A 21,181-nucleotide genomic window follows, 5' to 3' on the forward strand; every position below is an offset into this window, starting at 1 on the left:
GTGCACTCCTCGTTCGACGGCCAATGCGATGCCAATGGTATCGGAACTGGTTGCCTTGCAAGCGGCAGCGATCCGATCCGGCACCGGCGACGAATCAGGTACATGACAGCCCTCATCTCCCTGTGGAAACTCCCCGGTCAGATCCTGGAGGCGGCCGGCTCCGTCGCCGGTGTGCGCACCGGCACCGAGGAGCCGCACTACACCGTCGTCGACCGCCTCGGGGCGGTCGAGATCCGCCGCTACGGCCCGAGGGTCGCGGCCGAGACGGTCGTCGACGCCGATGAGGACGAAGCGCGCGCCATCGGGTTCCGGCGACTCGCCCGCTACATCTTCGGCAGCAATCGGTCCAGCACGTCGATCGCCATGACCGCCCCGGTGGCCCAGGACGAGCGACGGCAATCGGGCGAACGCATCGCGATGACCGCCCCGGTCGCGCAGAGCGACGAAGGCGGCGGTTCGGTGATCCGCTTCTACATGCCGTCGAAGTACACCCTCGACACGCTGCCCGAGCCGGAGAACGACCGGGTCGTACTCGTCCCCATCCCCTCCGAAACCGTCGCGGTGCTGCGCTACACCGGTGACCGCAGCCCGGCCGCGGTGCGCCAGCAGCGGGAAGCGTTGCTCAGGACGCTCGCGGGCAGCACGTACCGCACGGTGGGCGAACCCTTCTCCTGGTTCTACGACCCGCCCTTCACTCTCCCGTTCCGGCGTCGTAACGAAGTGGGTATACGGGTCACCAGCTGAGCTCAGCGGGCCGGCGCCACGCCCCGCTCGAGGCGGCGGACGGGGGTGCGGATGGCCGGCAGCCGGTTCCGGATCGCCCTGTTCGCCACCGTGGCGTTGCTGGCGTGGGTGAACGCGCTCGGACCGTACGGCGAAGCGGTCGCCCGGTGGGTGGCGGCCGGGCTGCAGTCCGGTATCTGCATCGGAACCGCGATCTGCGCCGGGGTGGTCGCGCGACGTGTCGACGGGCTCGCCCGATGGTGGCGCGTCATGGTGCTCGTCGCCATGTTCAGCTGGGTCTTCGGCGAGCTGCTCTGGTGGCTGGACGGCAGCGCCGCGGCCGGCCGGCCGGCCCCGCCGCTCGCCGTCGCCGCCTACTTCGTGCCGGCGGTGCTGGCGCTGACCTCGATGGGCGTGCTGGCCGGCTCCGGAGGCGGCCTGGAGCGCCGCCGCGACCGGCCGCTGGCCTACTACGGGCTGGTCGCCGTGCTTGACGGTCTGGTCGCCGCGATCGCGTTCGCGATCCTGGTGTTCATCGCCGGCCTCGGCGCGATGACCGGCGCGGCGCTGCCGCGTTCACAGAACACCACCGTGGTGGTGATCTACTCGCTGCTCGAGCTCGTCGTCGTGGTGACGGCCATGCTGATGGCCATGGCCTACCGGCGGGACCGGCCGTTCCGGGCGAACTTCCTGCTGCTCTCGGGCGGAATCCTGATGATCGTCACCTCCGACCGGCTGGTGGCGTATCTGCGCACGGTCGACGTACAGAACGCCGATCTGTGGGGCGGCTGGGGACTCATCCTCGGACCGTTGATGATCGCGTTTGCCGTCCTGCCGCCGCCTCGAGGGGAGCACGCCCACACCGAAGAGGTGATGGACTGGGTGCAGGCGGCCATGCCCTACATCGGGTTTCTCGGCAGCATCGCACTGCTGTCCTTCCATCTGCTCGGCGGACGGATGCTGGATCCGCCGGTGATCCTGGCCGGGCTCACCACCATCATGCTGGTCACGGTGCGCCAGTTCGTCGCCATGCGCGCACAGCGGTCGCTGACCCGACGGTTGATCGAGACCCAGCGCCGACTGGCGCACCAGGTACACCATGACGCGCTCACCGGCCTGCCCAACCGGCTGCTGTTCGCCCAGCGGCTCGAGAACGCGATGCTGCACCGCCGGTTCGTGCTCGTCTTCGTCGACATCGACGATTTCAAAGACGTCAACGACCGGTTCGGCCATCCGGCCGGCGACGCACTGCTGCGTGCGGTCGGGTCGCGCCTCGGCGAATGCATCGGCGCTGCGGACACCCTGGCCCGCATCGGCGGCGACGAGTTCGCCATCCTGATCGAGGGTGACCACGAACCGCCCGAGGAGATCGCCGACCGGCTCCGGGTCGCGCTGCACGCGCCGTTCGCCGTGCACGGCTCCTCGGTGCGGGTGCGGGCCAGTATGGGCCTGGTCGCGCCGTCCGCGGACCAGTCCGTCAGCAGCTCCGAGGAGCTGCTGAAACAGGCCGACCTGTCGATGTACGCCGGTAAGCGGCTCGGTAAGGACACCGCGGTGGTCTACCGCCCGGTCGGGCTGACCGTCGACTTCCCGAGCGCGCTGCGCGACGCCGGCGGCGCCGCTCCCCCGGGGTTCACCCTGGTCTATCAGCCCGTCGTGACCCTGCCGGACCGTGCGACGGTCGCCGTCGAGGCGCTGGCACGCTGGACCGCTCCCAACGGTATGCAGATCCCGCCGCCGACGTTCGTCGCGATGGCCGAGGGCTCCGGCCTGGGCGCCGACCTGGATCTGCTCATCCTGGAGCTGGCCTGCCGCGAGGTGCAGGAGTGCCGATCTCCGGTCGACATCCATGTGAACATCGGCGCCGCCCGGCTGGGTAACCGCCACTTCGAGGAACGGGTGGCCGACACCCTGGACCGCTACCGGCTCGACCCGCGTCGGGTCGTCCTCGAGGTCACCGAGACGGTGCCGATCGTCGATCTGGTCGACGGCGCCGCGGCGATCCAGCGCTTGACCGCGCGTGGGCTGAAGGTCGCCCTCGACGACTTCGGAGCCGGCTACAACTCGCTGACCTATCTGCAGGCCCTGCCGGTCGACATCGTCAAACTCGACCGCGGACTGGCCGTCGGGGCCCGGCCGGGCCGCGGCGTCGCGCTGTACCGGTCGCTGATCTCGGTCTGCGATTCGGCCGGGCTGGCCGTCATCGCCGAGGGGATCGAGACCGACGATCAGGCCGATGCGGTGTACTCGGCGGGGTGCCGTCTGGCGCAGGGCTATCTGTTCGGCCGCCCGCAGCCGCTGTGCGACACCGCCGGGGTCACCGCGTCCGGCCGAACCAGAACCCGGCCGTGATCAGCAGCAGCGACGTGGCATAGGCAAACCAGATCGGCACCGCCAGCGCTTCGGAGTCCAGGACGAAACGACCGATACCGATCATCGCGTCGGACACCGCGAACGTCACCGCGCCCAGCGCCGTCCACGGCGTCGGCAGATTCGCGAGCAGTGCGGCGCACACCATCGCACCCAGCACGGCGATGTACGCCGTGACCGGGACGGCCATGCCGTCGGCGATCAGGCTCGGCCAGAACCAGACCAGTAACGCCGCGCAGCACACCACCGTCACCACCACCGCGGCCAGCCGGGGCGTCGAGCGGGTCGCCAGCGGTACCAGCGCCGCCAGAAAACACAGGTGGGCGATGAGGAACGACGCCAGCCCCAGCACAAAGGACGGCGCCCACCACGGAATCGCCAGCAGGAAATCCCCGAGCGCCGAGAACAACAGCGCGGGCACCAGCCAGCGGCGTTCGCGACGGACCGGATGCCCGGACGCCGCGACGGCCAGCAGCACCGCGGCGGCGGCCTTGACGGCGGGTTGGGCGGCGAACCGGCCGGTGAGGTCGGCACCGGCCGGGGAGCCGACGGCCGCGACGACCAGGAAGACGCCGTAGCCGGCGGCCACCACCGCCGCCGCGCCCCACAGCCGGGCGGTACGCGCGCGTGCGTACGGTATGAGCGTGTCTGTCGCAGACGAGAAGCCGCCGGTTGACGCCATTCTGCAGAAGGTACTGGACGCGGTGCCGTTCCAGCTGTCGGTCGACGAGGGTGTGGAGGCGGCACGCCGCGCACTGCGTGAGCTGCCCCGCCGGCCGGTCCACCCCGATGTGGCCACCCGGGACCGCTCCATCCCCGGTCCCGCGGGCGATCTCGGGATCCGGATCTACCGGCCGCAGGCCACCGGTGACCGACCGCCCGTGGTCGTGTACTTCCACGGCGGCGGGTTCGCCGTCGGCGACCTCGACACCCACGACGCCACCTGCCGCGAACACGCCGTGGGGGCGGGCGCGGTGGTCGTGTCGGTCGACTACCGGCTGGCTCCGGAACACCCCTATCCCGCCGCGGTCGACGACGCCTGGGCGGCGACGCGGTGGGTGCACGCCCACGGTGACGAGCTGGGCGCCGACCCGAGCCGCCTGGCGGTGGCCGGCGACTCCGCGGGCGGCAACCTCGCGGCGGTGATCTCCCAGCGGGCCCGCGACACCGACAGCGGGCCGATCGCGTTCCAGCTGCTGTGGTACCCGGCCACGATGTGGGACGAATCGCTGCCCTCCTACAGCGAGAACGCGACCGCGCCGGTGCTCGACCGGGCGGCGATCCTGGCATTCTCACGGTGGTACGCCCCCGACGCCGATTTCTCCGATCCGGACCCGGGACTGGCACCGGGCCGCGCGGCCGATCTGGCGGGCCTGCCGCCGGCCTACGTGGCGGTCGCGGGGCACGACCCGCTGCGGGACGACGGGGTGCGCTACGCCGAACTCCTCGCCGCCGCCGGGGTGCCCGTCGAGCTGCACAACGCGCAGACCCTGGTGCACGGATATCTCGGCTACTCCGGGGTGGTGCCGGCGGCGACCGAGGCGACCGAACGCGGGCTGGCGGCGCTGCGCGAGGCGCTACACCGCTGACCCGCCGCCCACTAGAGTGCGATCATGGGCGAGCTGACAACACCGGATGTCGAAACGCTGGTGGTCGGCGCCGGCTTCTCCGGCATCGGCGCCGGCATCCTGTTGGACCGGGCCGGGTTCGGCGACTACCTCCTGATCGAGGCCGGACCCGAGGCAGGCGGCACCTGGTACTGGAACAGCTACCCCGGGATCGGCGTCGACATCCCGTCCTACTCCTACCAGTTCTCGTTCGAACAGAACCCGAACTGGACCCGCACCTACGCCCGCGGACGGGAATTGAAGTCCTACGCCGACCACTGCATCGACAAGTACGGGCTGCGGTCGCGCATCCGCTTCGACACCACCGTCGTCGCCGCGACCTTCGACGCCGCGCCGAATCTGTGGCGCGTCGAACTCGACAGCGGGGAGCACCTCACCGCGCGCTATCTGATCAATGGAAGCGGACCGCTCAACGTGCCGAAACTGCCGGATATCGGCGGCGTCGCGGACTTCGCCGGGGTGACCATGCACACCGCCCGCTGGGACCACGGCCAGGACCTCACCGGCAAGCGGGTCGCGATCATCGGCACCGGCGCGTCGGCGGTCCAGGTCATCCCCGAGATCGCGCCGATCGTCGAGCGACTCACCGTCTTCCAGCGCACGCCGATCTGGTGTTTCCCGAAGTTCGACGTGCCGCTGCCGCCCGCGGCGCGGTGGGCGGCGCGACTGCCCGGCGGACAGGCGGTGCAGCGGCTGCTCAGCCAGGCCTACGTCGAGCTGACCTTCCCGGTCACCGCGCAGTACGCCAGTTACTTCCCGCTCGGGCGGCTCACCGAGAAGCTGGGCCGCAACTACCTGCGCCGCGAGGTGCACGATCCGCAGATCCGGGAGAAGCTCACCCCGCGCTACGCCGTCGGCTGTAAGCGTCCCGGCTTCCACAACACGTATCTGTCGACGTACAACCGCGACAACGTCGAGTTGGTGACCGAGCCGATCGACCGGATCACCGGCACCGGGGTCGCGACGGTCGACGGCGGTTCGTACGACGCCGACGTGCTGATCCTGGCGACGGGGTTCAAGGTGATGGATGTCGACGCCGTACCGTTCGCGGTGACCAACGGGGACGGCGACACCCTCAGCGACTTCTGGGAGCAGCACCGGATGCAGGCCTACGAAGGGGTCAGCATCCCGGGCTTCCCGAACTTCTTCACCGTGATGGGTCCGTACGGTTACGTCGGCTCGTCGTATTTCGCCCTGATCGAGACCCAGGTGCGCCACATCATCCGCTGCCTCGGCGAGGCCCGGCGCCGCCGAGTGCACCGGGTCGAGGTGACGCCGGAGGCCAACGACCGCTATTTCGCCGAGATGATGCGTAAGCGGCACACGCAGATCTTCTGGCAGTCCAGCTGCGGGCTGGCCAACAGCTACTACTTCGATTCCAACGGCGACGTGCCGCTACGCCGGGCGACGACCGTCGAGGCGTACTGGCGCAGCCGCCGGTTCGATCTGGACGACTACCGCTTCACGGCTTAGACAGAGGCCTTGAGGTCGTCGACCTTGTCGGTGCGCTCCCACGGCAGGTCGATGTCGGTGCGGCCGAAGTGGCCGTACGCGGCGGTCGGCGCGTAGATCGGGCGCAGCAGGTCCAGATCGCGGACGATCGCCCCCGGGCGGAGGTCGAACACCGAGGTGATCGCCTTCTCGATGCGGGCGGGATCGACGGTCTCGCTGCCGAACGTCTCGACGAACAGGCCGACCGGCGCGGCCTTGCCGATGGCGTAGGCCACCTGGACCTCGACCCGCTCCGCGAGACCGGCGGCCACGACGTTCTTGGCCACCCAGCGCATCGCGTAGGCCGCCGACCGGTCCACCTTCGACGGATCCTTGCCCGAGAACGCGCCGCCACCGTGGCGGGCCCAGCCGCCGTAGGTGTCGACGATGATCTTGCGGCCGGTCAGGCCCGCGTCACCCATCGGGCCGCCGAGGACGAACTTGCCGGTCGGGTTGACCAGGAGACGGAAATCGGAGACGTCGAGCGATTCGTGCGCGAGGTCGTCCAGCACGGTCGCGACGACCTGCTCGCGGATGTCGGGCGCCAGCTGCTCGTCGAGGTCGATCCCCTCGGCGTGCTGGGTGGACAGCACGACGGTATCCAGACGCACCGGGGTGACACCGTCGTACTGCACGGTGACCTGGGTCTTGCCGTCGGGGCGCAGGTAGGCCAGCTTGCCGTTCTTGCGGACCTCGGTGAGCCGGCGGGCCAGCCGGTGCGCCAGGGCGATCGGCAGCGGCATCAGCTCGGGGGTGTCCCTGATCGCGTAGCCGAACATCAGGCCCTGATCACCGGCGCCCTGCAGGTCCAGCGGATCGGCGCCGCCCTCGACGCGGGTCTCGTGCGCGGTGTCGACGCCCTGGGCGATGTCCGGGGACTGGCGGCCGATGCCGATGTTGACACCGGCGGTCTCGCCGTCGAAGCCCTTGTCCGACGAGTCGTAGCCGATCTCGAGGATGCGCTTGCGCACGGTGTCGTTGATGTCGGCGAACGCTTCCTTCGCCGACGTGGTGACCTCACCGATCACATGCACCTGACCGGTGGTCACCGCCGTCTCGACCGCCACGCGGGACTTCGGGTCAGCGGCCAGCAGCGAATCGAGCACGGAGTCGCTGATGGCGTCACAGATCTTGTCGGGGTGCCCTTCGGTGACCGACTCACTGGTAAACAGCCGACCTTTGCTCACGGTGCCATCCTTCTCGTCTTGATCCAATGCTCGAAAACTCGTTAGCCAACCGAATCGTATCGGGGCCCCGTTGCACTCAAGCGCCTACCCGTGCCTGCGCGCAACCCGTTCGGCGCAGACAACGTCCGCCCTACCGGTCACCCGCCGCGGTGCGCAGAATCGCGCCGACCGCGTCAACGATACGGCTGGCCATCAGAGTCTTCGACCCGTGCTCCAACGCCACCTCGGTACCGTCGGCGCCGAGCAGCCAGCCGTCGTTGTTGTCGACCTCGAAGGCCCGGTTCTCCCCGACCGCGTTGACGACGAGTAGATCACAGCCTTTGCGCCGCAGCTTGCCGCGGGCGTGGAACAGCACGTCGCCGTTGGCGTCGCCGGTCTCGGCCGCGAACCCGACGATGGCGCGCATGTTCGGCAGCAGACCGTCCGCGCGGGCCCGCACGGTACCGGCGAGGATGTCGTCGGTGCGGGTGAGTTCGATGGTGGGTGCGGCCTCGTTCGGGTCGGCGGACTTCTTGATCTTGCTGGCGGCCAGATGCGTGGGCCGGAAGTCGGCAACGGCCGCGGCCATCACCAGGACGTGGGCGTCCGGGGCGTGTTTGGAGACCGCGTCGCGCAGTTGCGCGGCCGAACCGATGTGCACCACCTCCACGCCCGCCGGGTCGATCAGCCCGGCGGTGTTCCCCGCGATCAGCGTGACGTCGGCCCCGCGCTGCGCCATCACCCGGGCCACCGCGTAGCCCTGCTTGCCGGAGCTGCGATTGCCGATGAAGCGCACCGGATCGATGGGTTCGCGGGTGCCGCCCGCGGTCACCAGCGCCTTGACCCCGGACAGGTCGTAGGGCAGCGCGTCCGGACGCGACAGCAGCAGCTGGGCCACCGTGGCGATCTCCTCGGCCTCGGGCAGCCGGCCCGCGCCGCTGTCGGCGCCGGTGAGCCGGCCGGACGCCGGTTCCAGGACCACCGAGCCGCGCCGGCGCAGCGTGGCGACGTTGTCGACGGTCGCGGGATGGAACCACATCTCGGTGTGCATGGCCGGCGCGAACAGCACCGGACACCGCGCGGTGAGCAGGGTGGCGGTCAGCAGGTCGTCGGCCCGGCCGGCCACGGCCCGGGCCAAGAGATCGGCGGTGGCCGGTGCGACCACGACCAGGTCGGCGCCCTGGCCGATCCGCACATGCGGCACCTCGTGCACGTCATCCCAGACGCCGGTGTGGACGGGATGGCCCGACAGCGCCTCGAATGTGGCCGCCCCGACGAAGCGCAGCGCCGACTCGGTGGGCAGCACCCGCACCGAATGGCCGGCCTCGGCGAGCTGGCGGACCAGCGTGCAGGCCTTGTACGCGGCGATGCCCCCGGCGACGCCGACGATGATCCGCTTGCGGTCTGTCATCTCTGCTCTTCGCCCGAGCGGCTCATCGCGTGGCCGGCCCCGTGTCGCCTACTCGCCCTCGGTGTGCTCGAGCAGATCCTCGTGGATCTCGCGCATCGCGATGGACAGCGGCTTTTCCTGCAGACCCGGCTCGACCAGCGGTCCGACATATTCGAGGATGCCGTCGCCGAGCTGGTTGTAGTAGTCGTTGATCTGCCGGGCCCGCTTGGCGGCGTAGATCACCAGCGCGTACTTGCTCGACGCGCGCGAGAGCAGTTCGTCGATGGGCGGATTGGTGATGCCCAGCGGTGTGTCGTAGGCGCCGGCGGCCGACGGATCGATGGTCAGGTTGTCCACGGCGGACAACTGCGCGTCGGCGTGCGGGGTGCTCACTAAGAAATCTCCTGGCGGTTTGAGTGCATTGCTTTTCGGGGCAATCCTGGGGCGTGTGACGGCGGCTCAGCCGTGGCCCACCAGCAAGGATACCAACTCTGAGCAGGCGGATTCCAATTCCCGATTCACGACGACCTCGTCGAAGCCGCTCTGGGCCGCCAGTTCGGTGCGCGCCGTGGCGAGCCGGCGGGCGATGACCTCTTCGGTTTCGGTGCCGCGGCCACGCAACCGGGCTTCCAGAGCGTCCCAGCTGGGCGGGGCGAGGAAGACCGTGGTGGCCTCGGGCATGGCCTGCTTCACTGCCGCTGCCCCGGCGAGATCGACCTCGATGAGCACCGGACGGCCGGCGGCCATCGCGGCCCGCACCGGCTGTGCCGGGGTGCCGGAGCGGTGCAGACCGCCGTGGATCTCCGCCCACTCGAGCAGGGCGCCGTCGTCGATGAGCTGCTGGAAACGGTCGGCGCTGACGAAGGTGTAGTCGAGTCCGTCGACTTCCCCGGGGCGGGGCGCCCTCGTGGTGGCCGAGACGCTGAAGTACAGGTCGGGAATCCGGTCGCGCAGGCAGCGCACGACGGTGGACTTACCGACGGCTGAGGGGCCGGACAGGACGATGACCCGTCCGGCCCCTCGGCCGGCGCTCAAGCGTGCGCGCCTAGGACTGGTCGAACTTCTCGAGCAGCGCCTTGCGCTGACGGTCGCCCAGGCCGCGCAGGCGGCGGGTGGGGGCGATCTCGAGCTCGGTCATGATCTCTTGCGCCTTGACCTTGCCGACCTTCGGCAACGCCTCCAGCAGCGCGGAGACCTTCATCTTGCCCAGGACTTCGTCGGTCTCGGCGTCCTGGAGCACCTGCTTGAGGTTGGTGCCGCCGCGCTTGAGCCGATCCTTGAGCTCGGCACGGGCTCGACGTGCGGCAGCAGCCTTCTCCAACGCTGCCGCGCGCTGTTCGTCGGTCAACTGGGGAAGGGCCACGGGTTCCTCCGTCTCTGGCGATTCTCTCGGCCATCTTTTTCTGTCTCGGCTGGTAGAACCAGCCAGCGACGACGACCGTACCCACGCAACCTGACGAAAGCTAACCCCACCCCCGGCTTTCTTCGTCAAAACCCCAGCGTGTAGTGCTTCCGCCGGGCAGCGGTACCGGGCGCGTCGGCGCGCCGCCCCGGCCGGGTCGATCGGCGATATCCCTGCACAACAGGGCTTTTGACCCTCCGTCGGCCGGAATCGACCGTCACTTGCGCTCTCGACCCCGGGTCGAGGGTTGGGCATCGACGCCGCAAACTTAAATTTTGCCTGGTCACGGCGTGTCGGCGTGTCGAGCGTGGCTCGTCCGGCGCCCGGGGCGGGGAGTCGTCGCGAAGCGGAACGGGACGCAGCCAAACAGCGGGAACCGACGAGGGCGCCGGCCCGCCCCGCGCCCGGCACGCATCACAGCCCGGCCGGCCGGACCGCATGCGTCACATCGGTCCCGCGGGCCACACATAACCGACGCACACATCCGGCACAGAACCGTCCCATCCGGCGGCCATAGCGTTGCCCCGGGTGAGGCGAATCGCGCCTCGCACCCAGCAGAGAAGGAGTGACTTGATGAACCTCAAGCGCGCGATCGGCGTGTCGACGCTGGCAGCAGGGATCGGTGCAGCAGGGGTCTTCGGCGCGGGCCTCGGTCTGGCGAACGCCGACCCGGGACCCGATTGCAACCGACCGGGCACTCCCCCCTGCGCGCAGAACGGACCGGCACCGGCGAACTGGCAGCAGCGCGGCGTCGGCCAGGGCCGCCAGGACCATCGCCCGTTCAACTGGAACGGTCAGCAGGTCACGCCGCTGCGAGCCGGCAACGGTGACGGCTGGGGGTTCTGGTTCCTCGGGCAGTGGATCCGGCTCTAGCCGGATCGGCGCGCGGGGCGGGCCGTGTCGGCGGCCCGTCTCCCGCGTCGGTCACGCCAGATAGGCGACCGCGTCGCGTAGCCGCTCGGCGGCCCCCCGCAACGCTGCCACATCCGGCCCGGCGCGCAGCACCTCCCGCGAGACGGTCGGCAGCAGCTGCCCCGGCCGGGCACCACCCAGGCCGCCCAGCGCCTCGGGGCGCCCGCCCTGGGCGCCGACACCCGGAACCAGCACCGGACCGTTCAACGCGCTCACATCGGGCGGGTCGGCCACGGTGGCGCCCACCACGACCCCCACCGCGCCCGGTCCGGGCGTCGCCGCGTTGACCGCCGCCGCCGCGTCGACCACCGACTGCGCCACGGTGCGTCCACCGGCGATGGCCCGCTGCACCGACGCACCCTCCGGATTGGACGTCGCGGCCAGCACGAACACCCCGCGGTCGTGCGCGGCCGCGGAGTCCAGCAGCGGTGCCAGCGACCCGAAGCCGAGATACGGCGACGCGGTGACCGCGTCGGCCGCCAGCGGGGTGTCCCCGGTCCAGGCCTGCGCGTAGGCCGCCATCGTGGAGCCGATATCGCCGCGTTTGGCGTCCGCGAGCACCAGCACCCCGTCGGCGCGCAGCGCCGCCAACGTCTGCTCGAGCACCGCGAAGCCCGCCGAGCCGTACGCCTCGAAGAAGGCGACCTGTGGTTTGACGATGGCGAATCCGGCGAACGCCGACACACAGGTTGCGCAGAACCGGGCCAGTCCGTCGGCATCGCGCGGCAGCCCCCACGCGGTGAGCAGCTCGGGGTGCGGATCGATGCCGGGGCACAGCGGCCCCCGGCGGGCCACCGCCTCGGCCAGGCGTACACCGAAGCCGGCGGCGGCCCGGCCCGCCGGCTCGGCCGGAAACACGGTCAGTGCTCCAGCTCGCTGTGCAGCTCCTGCAGGCTCATCACCCCGATGTCACCGCGGATCCCGGCCTCGATGCCCTGCACGGCCGCCGAGGCACCCTGCACCGTGGTCACACACGGGATGTTCATCGACACCGCGGCCGAGCGGATCTCATAGCCGTCGATACGCGGTCCCGAGTTGCCGTAGGGGGTGTTGATCACCATGTCGACCTCACCGGCGCGGATGGCCTCCACCGCCGAGAGCCGCTTGTCGTCGGCTCCGCTCAGACCCTCGTAGTGCTTGCGCACCTCGTCGCACGGGATCCCGTTGCGCCGCAGCATCTCCGCGGTGCCCTCGGTGGCCAGTACCCGGAAGCCGAGGTCGGCGAGGCGTTTGACCGGGAACACCAGGGACCGTTTGTCGCGGTTGGCGACCGAGACGAACACCGTGCCGCCCGCGGGCAGCGATCCGTAGGCCGCGGTCTGGCTCTTGGCGAAGGCGCTGCCGAAGTCGTGGTCGATGCCCATGACCTCGCCGGTGGATTTCATCTCCGGGCCCAGCAGCGAGTCGATCTGCGAGCCGTCGGCTTTGCGGAAGCGGTGGAACGGCAGGACGGCCTCCTTGACCGCGACCGGCGCGTTGCGCGCGGTGGTGGCCCCGTCACCGGTGGCGGCCAGCAGACCCTCCTCGCGCAGCGAAGCGATGGTCGCACCCAGCATGATCCGGGCGCACGCCTTGGCCAGCGGCACTGCGGTGGCCTTGGACACGAACGGCACCGTCCGGCTCGCCCGCGGATTGGCCTCCAGCACGTAGAGGACATCGTCCTTGAGCGCGTACTGCACGTTGAGCAGTCCGACCACGCCGATGCCGTGGGCGATGGCCTCGGTGGCGCGCCGCACGGCGTCGATGTCGCTGCGGCCCAGGGTCACCGGGGGTAGCGCGCATGCCGAGTCGCCGGAGTGGATGCCGGCCTCCTCGATGTGCTCCATGATGCCGCCCAGGTACACCTCGGTGCCGTCGCACAGCGCGTCGACGTCGATCTCGATGGCGTCTTCGAGGAACCGGTCGACCAGCACCGGATGCTCGGGCGACAGCTGCGTGGCACGGGTGATGTAGCCCTCGAGGGTCTGCTCGTCGTAGACGATCTCCATACCGCGCCCGCCGAGCACGTAGGACGGCCGGACCAGCACCGGATAGCCGATGTCGGCGGCGATGCGGCGGGCCTGGTCGAAGCTGGTGGCCAGGCCGAATCGCGGTGCCGGCAGGCCCGCGGTGGTGAGCACCTCGCCGAACGCGCCGCGGTCCTCGGCCAGGTCGATCGCCTTGGGGCTGGTGCCGACGATCGGCACGCCCGCCTTCTCCAGCCGTTCGGCCAGCCCGAGCGGGGTCTGCCCACCGAGTTGCACGATCACGCCGGCGACACCGGGACCGCCTGCGCCCGAGGCGGATTCGGCGTAATAGACCTCCAGCACGTCCTCGAAGGTCAGCGGTTCGAAGTACAGCCGGTCAGCGGTGTCGTAGTCGGTGGACACCGTCTCCGGATTGCAGTTGATCATCACGGTCTCGAAACCGGCCTCGCTGAGCGTGGTCGCGGCGTGCACACAGCTGTAGTCGAATTCGATGCCCTGGCCGATGCGGTTGGGCCCGGAACCCAGGATCAGCACCTTGGGCCGTTCGGCCTGCGGGGCCACCTCGGATTCGGCGGCGGGGTCGAGCTCGTAGCTGCTGTAGTGGTACGGCGTCTTGGCCTCGAACTCGGCGGCGCAGGTGTCGACCGTCTTGAACACCGGATGGATGCCCAGGCGCTGGCGCAGCGCCCGCACCCCCATCTCACCGGCGAGCTCCGGTCGCAGCGCGGCGATCTGGCGGTCGGACAGCCCGCTGTTCTTGGCCCGCCGCAGCAGGGCGCCGTCGAGCACCGGCGTCTCGAGCAGTTCGGCGCGCAGCTCCACCAGCCCGGCGATCTGCTCGACGAACCACGGGTCCACGCCGGACGCCTCGGCGACCTGTTCGACCGAACCGCCCAGGCGCAGCGCGAATTCGATGTCGTAGAGCCGGCCGTCGGTGGCGGTGCGCAGACCGGTCAGCACCTCGTCGAGTGAGGCGACCGGATCCGGCGCGGTCCAGAACCCGGCCCGGCCGGCTTCCAGCGAGCGCATCACCTTGCCGAGCGCCTCGATGAAGTTGCGCCCCAGCGACATCGCCTCGCCGACCGACTTCATCGTGGTGGTCAGCGTGCCGTCGGCGCCGGGGAACTTCTCGAAGGCGAACCGCGGTGCCTTGACCACCACGTAGTCCAGCGTCGGCTCGAAACAGGCCGGCGTCTCCTTGGTGATGTCGTTGAGGATCTCGTCGAGGGTGTAGCCGATCGCCAGCTTGGCCGCGATCTTCGCGATCGGGAAGCCGGTGGCCTTGGAGGCCAGCGCGCTCGAGCGCGACACCCGCGGGTTCATCTCGATGACGATGAGGCGGCCGTCGCGCGGATTGACCGCGAACTGGATGTTGCAGCCGCCGGTGTCCACCCCGACCTCGCGCAGGATGTCGATGCCCAGGGTGCGCATCGTCTGGTATTCGCGGTCGGTGAGCGTCATCGCGGGGGCGACGGTCACCGAGTCACCGGTGTGCACGCCCATCGGGTCGAAGTTCTCGATCGAGCACACCACCACGACGTTGTCGTGGCGGTCGCGCATCAATTCGAGCTCGTATTCCTTCCAGCCGTAGATCGATTCCTCGATCAGCACATTCGCGCTCGGGGAGGCGGCCAGCCCGTGACCGGCCATCCGCTCCACGTCCTCGGCCGAGTACGCCATACCCGAGCCCAGCCCGCCCATGGTGAACGACGGTCGCACCACCACCGGCAGCCCGAGTTCGCCGACGGTCTCGCGCACCTCCTCCATGGTGAAACAGACCCGGGATTTGGCCGACTCGCCGCCGACCTTGGCCACGATGTCCTTGAACTTCTGCCGGTCCTCGCCCCGCTGGATGGCGTCGAAGTCGGCGCCGATCATCTCGACGTCGTAGCGTTCGAGCGCCCCGCTCTCGTACAGCGAGACCGCGGTGTTCAGCGCGGTCTGGCCGCCCAGGGTGGCCAGCAGTGCGTCGATCTTGTTTCCGCGCTCGGCCTGCTGGGCGATGACCCGCTCGACGAACGCGGGCGTGATGGGTTCGACGTAGGTGTAGTCGGCGTACTCCGGGTCGGTCATGATCGTCGCCGGGTTGGAATTGATCAGGGTGACCGTGAGCCCCTCGGCGCGCAGTACGCGGCAGGCCTGGGTGCCCGAGTAGTCGAACTCCGCGGCCTGGCCGATGAGGATCGGACCCGATCCGATCACCAGCACGTGGTTGAGATCCGTGCGACGCGCCATTACTCGCGCTCCTCCCCCGACTTGCTGCGGTCCATCAGGTCGACGAACTGGTCGAACAGGTAGTTGGCGTCATGCGGTCCGGCCGCGGCCTCGGGATGGTACTGCACCGAGAAGGCCCGTCCGTCAACGAGTTTCACACCCTCGACGGTGCCGTCGTTGGCGCAGGTGTGGCTGACGACGGCCGCCCCGAACGGGGTGTCGAATCGTTCACCGGCCTCGCCTTCGAGCGCGAACCCGTGGTTCTGCGCGGTGATCGCGACCGAGCCGGTCGCATGGTCGATCACCGGGATGTTGATGCCGCGGTGGCCGAAGGTCATCTTGTAGGTCGAGCGGCCCAGCGCGCGGCCCAGGATCTGGTTGCCGAAACAGATGCCGAACAACGGGATGCCGGCGCCGAGCACCTCGCGGGTCACCGCCACCGCGTGTTCGGCGGTGGCCGGGTCGCCGGGTCCGTTGGACAGGAACACCCCGTCCGGGCGCAGGTCGGCGATCTGCTCGAAGGTGCTGGTCGCGGGCAGCACATGGCTGCGGATCCCGCGGCGGGCGAAGTTGCGCGGCGTGTTGGTCTTGATGCCCAGATCGATGGCAGCGACGGTGAAGCGCGGTTCGCCGTCGGGGTCGACCACGTAGGCCGTCGGGGTACTCACCTCGCCGGCGAGGTTGGCGCCCAGCATCCCCGGCTGGTCGCGGACCCGCGCCAGCAGCTCGTCGGGCTCGGCCAGGGCGGCACCGGAGAAGATGCCGGCCTTCATCGAGCCGCGGGTGCGCAGGTGACGGACCAGGGCGCGGGTGTCGATCCCGGCGATCCCGACGATCCCCTGCCGGACCAGCTCGTCGTCGAGGGTGCCGGTGGCCCGCCAGTTCGACGCGCGCGGCGACGGATCGCGCACCGCGTAGCCGGCCACCCAGATCTTGTCGTCGCGGCTCTCGGCGTCTTCGTGATTCCAGCCGGTGTTGCCGATCTGCGGCGCGGTGGCCACCACGATCTGACCGTGATAGCTCGGATCGGTCAGCGTCTCCTGATAGCCGGACATCCCGGTGGAGAACACCGCTTCGCCGAGGGTCTGCCCGACGGCGCCGAATTCGACGCCGGTGAAGGTCCGCCCGTCCTCGAGGATGAGCTGGGCCCTGGCCGCGCCGCTGCGCGATCCGCTTCGATTCTCGCTGTGTGTCACGCCACTTCCTCCAGCCAGCGGTCGTATTGGGTGCGGTCGTCGCCGCGGAATCCGGTGTCGATCTCGGTGCCCGACGGCAGCCGCCACCGGATGGCCAGGATGCCGTCGTGGGAGGCGGTCCTCCCCCGGGTCGATTCGCTCCTGCCCCCGGGGACCACCTTGCCCACCATGCCGCGTTCGGTGCGGATCGCCGTCACCGATGCGGCCGGAATCCAGATCGGGTGCGCGCCGCTGCGCTGCACCATGATTCCTTCGGGATACCGGGTCAGCACCGCCTTCGTGCGGTATCCGAGGTCCCCGACAACGATACGGTCGTGCCAGTTCGGCGCGAACGTGCTGCCCACATAGAGACCCTTCAGCGGCGGTAGCAGGGCCTGACCGACGATGTCGGGGAGCGCGGGCAGCGCACCGATCAGCTCGACCTGACGCTCGGCTTTGCCGCGCCAGCCACGCATCATGGCGCGGATCAGCAGCCCGATGACGAGGACCAGGACCGCCGCCATGATCAGCGATGCGACCAGGGTGCCGGTGTTCACGGTGTCATTCCCCCGGTCGCGTCGCTCCTGCCCGCCGGTGCCACGCTCTTGCCGTCGCGGGCGGTCACCCGGCCCCGCAGCAGGGTCAGTGTCACCGTCGCCGGCAGCGTCATCTCCTCGTAGGGGGTGTTGTCCGACCGGCTGGCCAGGTCGGCGCCGCTGACCGTCCAGGTCGCGTCGGGGTCGACGACGGTCAGGTTGGCCGGCTCCCCCACCTCCAGCGGGCGGCCCTGGTCGGACAGCCCGACGATGGCCGCGGGCGCCTCGCTCATCACCCGCGCGACGTCACGCCAGCCGAGCAGTCCCGGCGTCACCGTCGTCTGCACCACCACCGACAGCGCAGTCTGCAATCCCAGCATCCCCGGTCGCGCGGCGGCGAATTCGCACATCTTCTCGTGGTCGGCGTGCGGCGCGTGATCGGTGGCGACACAGTCGATCACCCCGTCGGCCAGCGCCTGGCGCAGCGCCTCGGCGTCACCGGCCTCCCGTAGCGGCGGATTCACCCGGTTGCGGCCGTCGTAGCTGGCCAGCCGGGTGTCGTCGAGCAGCAGGTGGTGCGGTGTCACCTCGGCGGTGATGGCGATGCCCTGTTCTTTGGCCCAGCGCAGCAGCTCCACGGTGCCCGCGGTCGAGGCGTGACAGATGTGCACGCGGGCCCCGGCGTCGCGGGCCAGCAGCGCATCGCGGATGACGATCGACTCCTCGGCGGCGCGCGGCCAGCCGGCCAGTCCCAGCCGGGCGGCGGTGGGCCCCTCGTGGGCGACGGCGCCGGCGGTCAGCCGCGGCTCCTCGGCGTGCTGGGCGATCAGCACACCCAGACCGGAGGCGTATTCCAGGGCGCGCCGCATCACCAGCGGATCGTCGACGCAGACGCCGTCGTCGGAGAACATCCGCACCTGGCCGGCGCCCGCGGCCATCAGGCCCATCTCGGTGAGCTGCGTGCCGCCCAGCCCCATGGTGACCGCGCCGACCGGGTGCACGTCGACCAGCCCGACCGCCTGGCCGCGGTGCCACACATGGTCGGTGACCACCGCGGTGTCGGCCACCGGATCGGTGTTGGCCATTGCGAACACGGCGGTGTATCCGCCCAGAGCGGCTGCGGCCGAACCGGTTTCGATGTCCTCGGCGTATTCCCGGCCGGGCTCGCGCAGATGGGTGTGCAGATCGACGAATCCGGGCAGCAGGATCTGGCCCGCGGCGTCGATCACCTCGGCGTCGTCCGGGGCGTGAAGTGCGGTGCCGATCCCGGCGATCTGGCCGTCGTCGATGAGGACGTCGACCGGATCGCCCTGCCCGTAGAGCCGCACGCCGCGCAGTACGAGACTCATGCGCTGATCGCCTCCTGTTCGGCTCCGACGAGCAGATGGAACAGCACGGCCATCCGGACGTGCACTCCGTTGGACACCTGCTGCAGCACCGCCGACTGTGAGGAGTCGGCCACCGAGCTGGCGATCTCCATACCTCGCAGCATCGGGCCGGGGTGCAGCACTACGGCGTCGCCGGCCAGCAGCGCCTGACGCTTCTCGGAGAGTCCGTAGCGCACGGAATACTCCCGCGTCGAGGGGAAGAACCCGCCGTTCATCCGTTCGGCCTGTACCCGCAGCATCAGCACCGCGTCGGCGGCGGGTAGTTCGGCGTCCAGATCGTGCGACACCGTCACCGGCCAGCCCTCGACCCCGACCGGCAACAGGGTGGGCGGCGCGACCAGCACCACCTCCGCGCCGAGGGTCGACAGCAGTGAGACGTTCGATCTGGCCACCCGGCTGTGCAGGACGTCGCCGACGATCACCACGCGGCGGCCCTCGATCCCGCCGAGACGCTGGCGGATGGTCAGGGCGTCGAGCAGCGCCTGGGTGGGGTGTTCGTGCGTGCCGTCCCCGGCGTTGATGACGGAAGGTCCGCCGTGCTCGTCGACAGTCCACTCCGCGAGCTGCTGCGCCGCCCCGGACGCGGGATGCCGGATGATCAGCGCATCGGCGCCGGCAGCGCGCAGGGTCAGCGCGGTGTCGCGCAGCGACTCCCCTTTGGCCACCGACGATCCCGACGAGCTGACGTTGATCACGTCGGCGCTCATCCACTTGCCCGCCACCTCGAACGACACCCGGGTGCGGGTGGAGTTCTCGTAGAACATCGTGATCACGGTGCGCCCGCGCAGCGTCGGCAGCTTCTTGACCTCCCGGCCCAGCAGCGCCTGGCTGAACCGGTCGGCGTCGTCGAGGATCGCCAGCGCCTCGTCGCGGGTGAGATCGGCGGCGCTCAACAGATGTCGGCTCATCAGCGTTCGGGCCCTCCGTACGGTGCGATCCAGATCCCCTCGACGTCGTCGGTACCGGTGAGGCGCACCTTGACGTTCTCGCTGCGCGAAGTGGGCACGTTCTTGCCGACGTAGTCCGCGCGCAGGGGCAGTTCCCGGTGACCGCGGTCGACGAGGACCGCCAGTTGCACCACGCTGGGCCGGCCGAAGTCCCGCAACGCGTCGAGCGCGGCGCGCACCGAGCGCCCGGTGTAGAGCACGTCGTCGACCAGGATCACCAGCGCGTTGTCGATACCACCCGCGGGAATCGAGGTGTCCGCGAGCGCCCGGGGCGGCTTGCTGTCGAGATCGTCGCGGTAGAGCGTGATGTCCAGCGCGCCGCGGTCGACCGTGACGCCGGAGAACTCCTCGATCTTCTTGGCCAGCCGCGAGGCCAGCGTGACCCCGCGGGTCGGGATGCCCAGCAGCAGCACCCGCGGTGCGTCCGGACCGCCGTCCAGTGCGGTCTTCTCGATGATCTGATGGGCGATACGGGAAATGGTGCGGCTCACGTCCGCCGCGGTCATCAATTCCCGGTCGGGGGTGTCAGGACTGCCCACGCGCGATCCAGACCTCCTTCTCCGCCTCGCGGGACGGATCGTTAAAGGATGTCAAACTGCCGGGAGCCTACCACCGGCTCCGCCGCCCGCCGGTACTGGTTAGCCTGGCTCGGTGACTCTGAAGGCGAATCTGGCGGGCAACGACGCGTCCATCCGCGAGGCGGTCGATGCCGGCCTGCTCGCCGGCGCGGTCACGCTGGTCTGGCAGGCGGGGCGGGTGCTCCAGGTCAACGAGCTCGGCCGCCGCGACGTCGAGGCGGAGCTGCCGATGCAGCGCGACACCATCTTCCGCATCGCCTCGATGAGCAAGCCGGTGACGGTGGCCGCCGCCATGACGCTGGTCGACGAGGGCCGGCTGGCCCTGACCGATCCGGTCACCCGTTGGCTGCCCGAACTGGAGCACATGACGGTCCTCGACGCCGCCGGCGGACCCCTGGACCGGACGCATCCGGCCCGGCGGGCCATCACCGTCGACGATCTGATGACCCACCGCAGCGGGTTGGCGTACTTCTTCTCCGTCGTCGGCCCACTCGCCCGGGCGTACGGCCGGATCTCGGCCAAGCAGGAGCCCGGCGCATGGCTGGCCGAGCTCGCCGCGCTTCCGCTGCAGCATCAGCCCGGCGAGCAGATGACCTACAGCAACTCCACCGACGTGCTCGGCGTCCTGCTCGAACGCATCGAGGGCAGGTCGCTCCAAGATGTGCTGACCGACCGGATCCTCGGCCCGCTCGGCATGGCCGACACCGCGTTCTACGTCGCACCGCACAACCGTGGCCGCGTCGCCACCATGTACCGACTCGACGGCGATGTGCTCAGCCACGACGCGATGGGGCCGCCGCGCACCACCACACCGCCGTTCTGTATGGGCGGGGCGAACCTGTTCTCGACGGCCGACGACTATCTGCGCTTCGCCCGGATGTTGCTGTCCGGCGGTGAACTCGACGGCGTGCGGGTGCTGTCTGCCGACGCCGTCGCGCTGATGCGCACCGACCGGCTCACCCCCGAGCAGAAGAAGCAGCCGTTTCTCGGCATGCCGTTCTGGGTGGGCCGCGGTTTCGGGCTGAACCTCTCGGTGGTCACCGATCCGGTGAAATCGCGCCGGCTCTACGGTCCCGGCGGGTTGGGCAGCTTCAGCTGGCCGGGCGCCTATGGCACCTGGTGGCAGGCCGACCCCAGCGCCGACCTCATCGTCATCTACCTCATCCAGAATCTGCCCAATCTCGGCGCGGACGCCGCCGCCGCGGTCGCCGGGAACACGTCGCTGATGAAACTGCAGGCCGTACAGCCGAAATTCGTGCGCCGCACCTACGCTGCGCTGGATCTGTGACCTAAT

At 70.1% G+C, this 21,181-nt stretch carries 19 protein-coding genes; 6 read left to right on the forward strand and 13 right to left on the reverse strand.

Translation table 11 applies throughout. From position 1 onward, the window contains the following. The first annotated feature begins 102 nt into the window (after positions 1-102). Together ACN27E_RS06745 and ACN27E_RS06750 are read left to right on the forward strand one after the other, a co-directional pair. Complete coding sequence (locus ACN27E_RS06745) at positions 103-744, forward strand: SOUL family heme-binding protein (protein WP_422747641.1); 642 nt, start codon at positions 103-105, stop codon at positions 742-744. Positions 745-795: 51 nt separating this feature from the next. Further along, the gene (locus ACN27E_RS06750; RefSeq protein ID WP_422747643.1) at positions 796-3,075 is read left to right on the forward strand and encodes a putative bifunctional diguanylate cyclase/phosphodiesterase; all 2,280 of its coding nucleotides are present in this window, start codon (positions 796-798) and stop codon (positions 3,073-3,075) included. Here ACN27E_RS06750 and ACN27E_RS06755 read toward each other — a convergent pair. After that, complete coding sequence (locus ACN27E_RS06755; protein WP_422747644.1) at positions 3,041-3,775, reverse strand: lysoplasmalogenase; 735 nt, start codon at positions 3,773-3,775, stop codon at positions 3,041-3,043. The genes ACN27E_RS06750 and ACN27E_RS06755 overlap by 35 nt on opposite strands. On the opposite strand from ACN27E_RS06755, the gene ACN27E_RS06760 reads away from it, so the two are divergent. Together ACN27E_RS06760 and ACN27E_RS06765 are read left to right on the forward strand one after the other, a co-directional pair. Then, positions 3,738-4,682: an alpha/beta hydrolase gene (locus tag ACN27E_RS06760; RefSeq protein WP_422747646.1), complete on the forward strand. Its 945-nt coding sequence runs from the start codon at positions 3,738-3,740 to the stop codon at positions 4,680-4,682. The two genes, ACN27E_RS06755 and ACN27E_RS06760, sit on opposite strands and share 38 nt — an antisense overlap. Positions 4,683-4,706: 24 nt before the next feature. Further along, positions 4,707-6,194, forward strand: a complete 1,488-nt coding sequence (locus ACN27E_RS06765; RefSeq protein WP_422747648.1) for a flavin-containing monooxygenase — start codon at positions 4,707-4,709, stop codon at positions 6,192-6,194. Here ACN27E_RS06765 and metK read toward each other — a convergent pair. The 5 genes from metK to mihF form a co-directional block, all read right to left on the reverse strand. Continuing rightward, positions 6,191-7,399: a methionine adenosyltransferase gene (gene metK, locus ACN27E_RS06770; RefSeq protein ID WP_422747649.1), complete on the reverse strand. Its 1,209-nt coding sequence runs from the start codon at positions 7,397-7,399 to the stop codon at positions 6,191-6,193. The two genes, ACN27E_RS06765 and metK, sit on opposite strands and share 4 nt — an antisense overlap. Before the next feature lie 130 nt (positions 7,400-7,529). Continuing rightward, positions 7,530-8,789 (reverse strand): bifunctional phosphopantothenoylcysteine decarboxylase/phosphopantothenate--cysteine ligase CoaBC, encoded by a 1,260-nt coding sequence (gene coaBC / locus ACN27E_RS06775; RefSeq protein WP_422747651.1) that lies wholly within the window; start codon positions 8,787-8,789, stop codon positions 7,530-7,532. Positions 8,790-8,837: 48 nt separating this feature from the next. Continuing rightward, the gene (rpoZ, locus tag ACN27E_RS06780; RefSeq protein ID WP_422747652.1) at positions 8,838-9,161 is read right to left on the reverse strand and encodes a DNA-directed RNA polymerase subunit omega; all 324 of its coding nucleotides are present in this window, start codon (positions 9,159-9,161) and stop codon (positions 8,838-8,840) included. Between the two features lie 66 nt (positions 9,162-9,227). Further along, positions 9,228-9,803 carry a guanylate kinase gene (gmk, locus tag ACN27E_RS06785; RefSeq protein ID WP_422747654.1) on the reverse strand — a complete coding sequence of 192 codons (576 nt, stop codon included), beginning with the start codon at positions 9,801-9,803 and terminating at the stop codon, positions 9,228-9,230. 10 nt (positions 9,804-9,813) lie between these two features. Next, complete coding sequence (mihF, locus tag ACN27E_RS06790) at positions 9,814-10,131, reverse strand: integration host factor, actinobacterial type (RefSeq protein ID WP_066831233.1); 318 nt, start codon at positions 10,129-10,131, stop codon at positions 9,814-9,816. A 612-nt stretch (positions 10,132-10,743) separates the two neighbouring features. On the opposite strand from mihF, the gene ACN27E_RS06795 reads away from it, so the two are divergent. Then, positions 10,744-11,043 carry a hypothetical protein gene (locus ACN27E_RS06795; protein WP_422747657.1) on the forward strand — a complete coding sequence of 100 codons (300 nt, stop codon included), beginning with the start codon at positions 10,744-10,746 and terminating at the stop codon, positions 11,041-11,043. 51 nt (positions 11,044-11,094) lie between these two features. Here the strand turns inward: ACN27E_RS06795 and pyrF are convergent, their stop codons facing one another. Genes pyrF through pyrR form a run of 7 tightly spaced genes read right to left on the reverse strand, consistent with a single transcriptional unit; the run spans position 11,095 to position 19,848 of the window. After that, positions 11,095-11,940 carry an orotidine-5'-phosphate decarboxylase gene (pyrF, locus tag ACN27E_RS06800; RefSeq protein ID WP_422747658.1) on the reverse strand — a complete coding sequence of 282 codons (846 nt, stop codon included), beginning with the start codon at positions 11,938-11,940 and terminating at the stop codon, positions 11,095-11,097. A 2-nt stretch (positions 11,941-11,942) separates the two neighbouring features. Further along, positions 11,943-15,284, reverse strand: a complete 3,342-nt coding sequence (gene carB / locus ACN27E_RS06805; RefSeq protein ID WP_422747660.1) for a carbamoyl-phosphate synthase large subunit — start codon at positions 15,282-15,284, stop codon at positions 11,943-11,945. Further along, a complete protein-coding gene (gene carA, locus ACN27E_RS06810; protein ID WP_422747663.1) occupies positions 15,284-16,459 on the reverse strand; it encodes a glutamine-hydrolyzing carbamoyl-phosphate synthase small subunit in 1,176 nt (391 codons plus the stop codon). Before carA ends, carB begins: the two co-directional genes overlap by 1 nt. Then, positions 16,456-16,995 (reverse strand): transporter, encoded by a 540-nt coding sequence (locus ACN27E_RS06815; protein WP_422747666.1) that lies wholly within the window; start codon positions 16,993-16,995, stop codon positions 16,456-16,458. Before ACN27E_RS06815 ends, carA begins: the two co-directional genes overlap by 4 nt. Then, positions 16,992-18,323, reverse strand: coding sequence for a dihydroorotase (locus tag ACN27E_RS06820; protein ID WP_422747668.1), 1,332 nt, complete (start codon positions 18,321-18,323; stop codon positions 16,992-16,994). The genes ACN27E_RS06815 and ACN27E_RS06820 overlap by 4 nt, the downstream gene beginning before the upstream one ends. Further along, positions 18,320-19,273, reverse strand: a complete 954-nt coding sequence (locus ACN27E_RS06825; protein WP_422749679.1) for an aspartate carbamoyltransferase catalytic subunit — start codon at positions 19,271-19,273, stop codon at positions 18,320-18,322. The genes ACN27E_RS06820 and ACN27E_RS06825 overlap by 4 nt, the downstream gene beginning before the upstream one ends. Beyond that, positions 19,270-19,848, reverse strand: coding sequence for a bifunctional pyr operon transcriptional regulator/uracil phosphoribosyltransferase PyrR (gene pyrR / locus ACN27E_RS06830; protein WP_422747669.1), 579 nt, complete (start codon positions 19,846-19,848; stop codon positions 19,270-19,272). The genes ACN27E_RS06825 and pyrR overlap by 4 nt, the downstream gene beginning before the upstream one ends. Before the next feature lie 112 nt (positions 19,849-19,960). On the opposite strand from pyrR, the gene ACN27E_RS06835 reads away from it, so the two are divergent. Beyond that, the gene (locus ACN27E_RS06835) at positions 19,961-21,175 is read left to right on the forward strand and encodes a serine hydrolase domain-containing protein (RefSeq protein WP_422747670.1); all 1,215 of its coding nucleotides are present in this window, start codon (positions 19,961-19,963) and stop codon (positions 21,173-21,175) included. Positions 21,176-21,181 lie beyond the last annotated feature (6 nt).

The sequence above is a fragment of the Mycobacterium sp. WMMD1722 genome, from assembly GCF_049315205.1.
Classification (GTDB): Bacteria; Actinomycetota; Actinomycetes; order Mycobacteriales; family Mycobacteriaceae; genus Mycobacterium.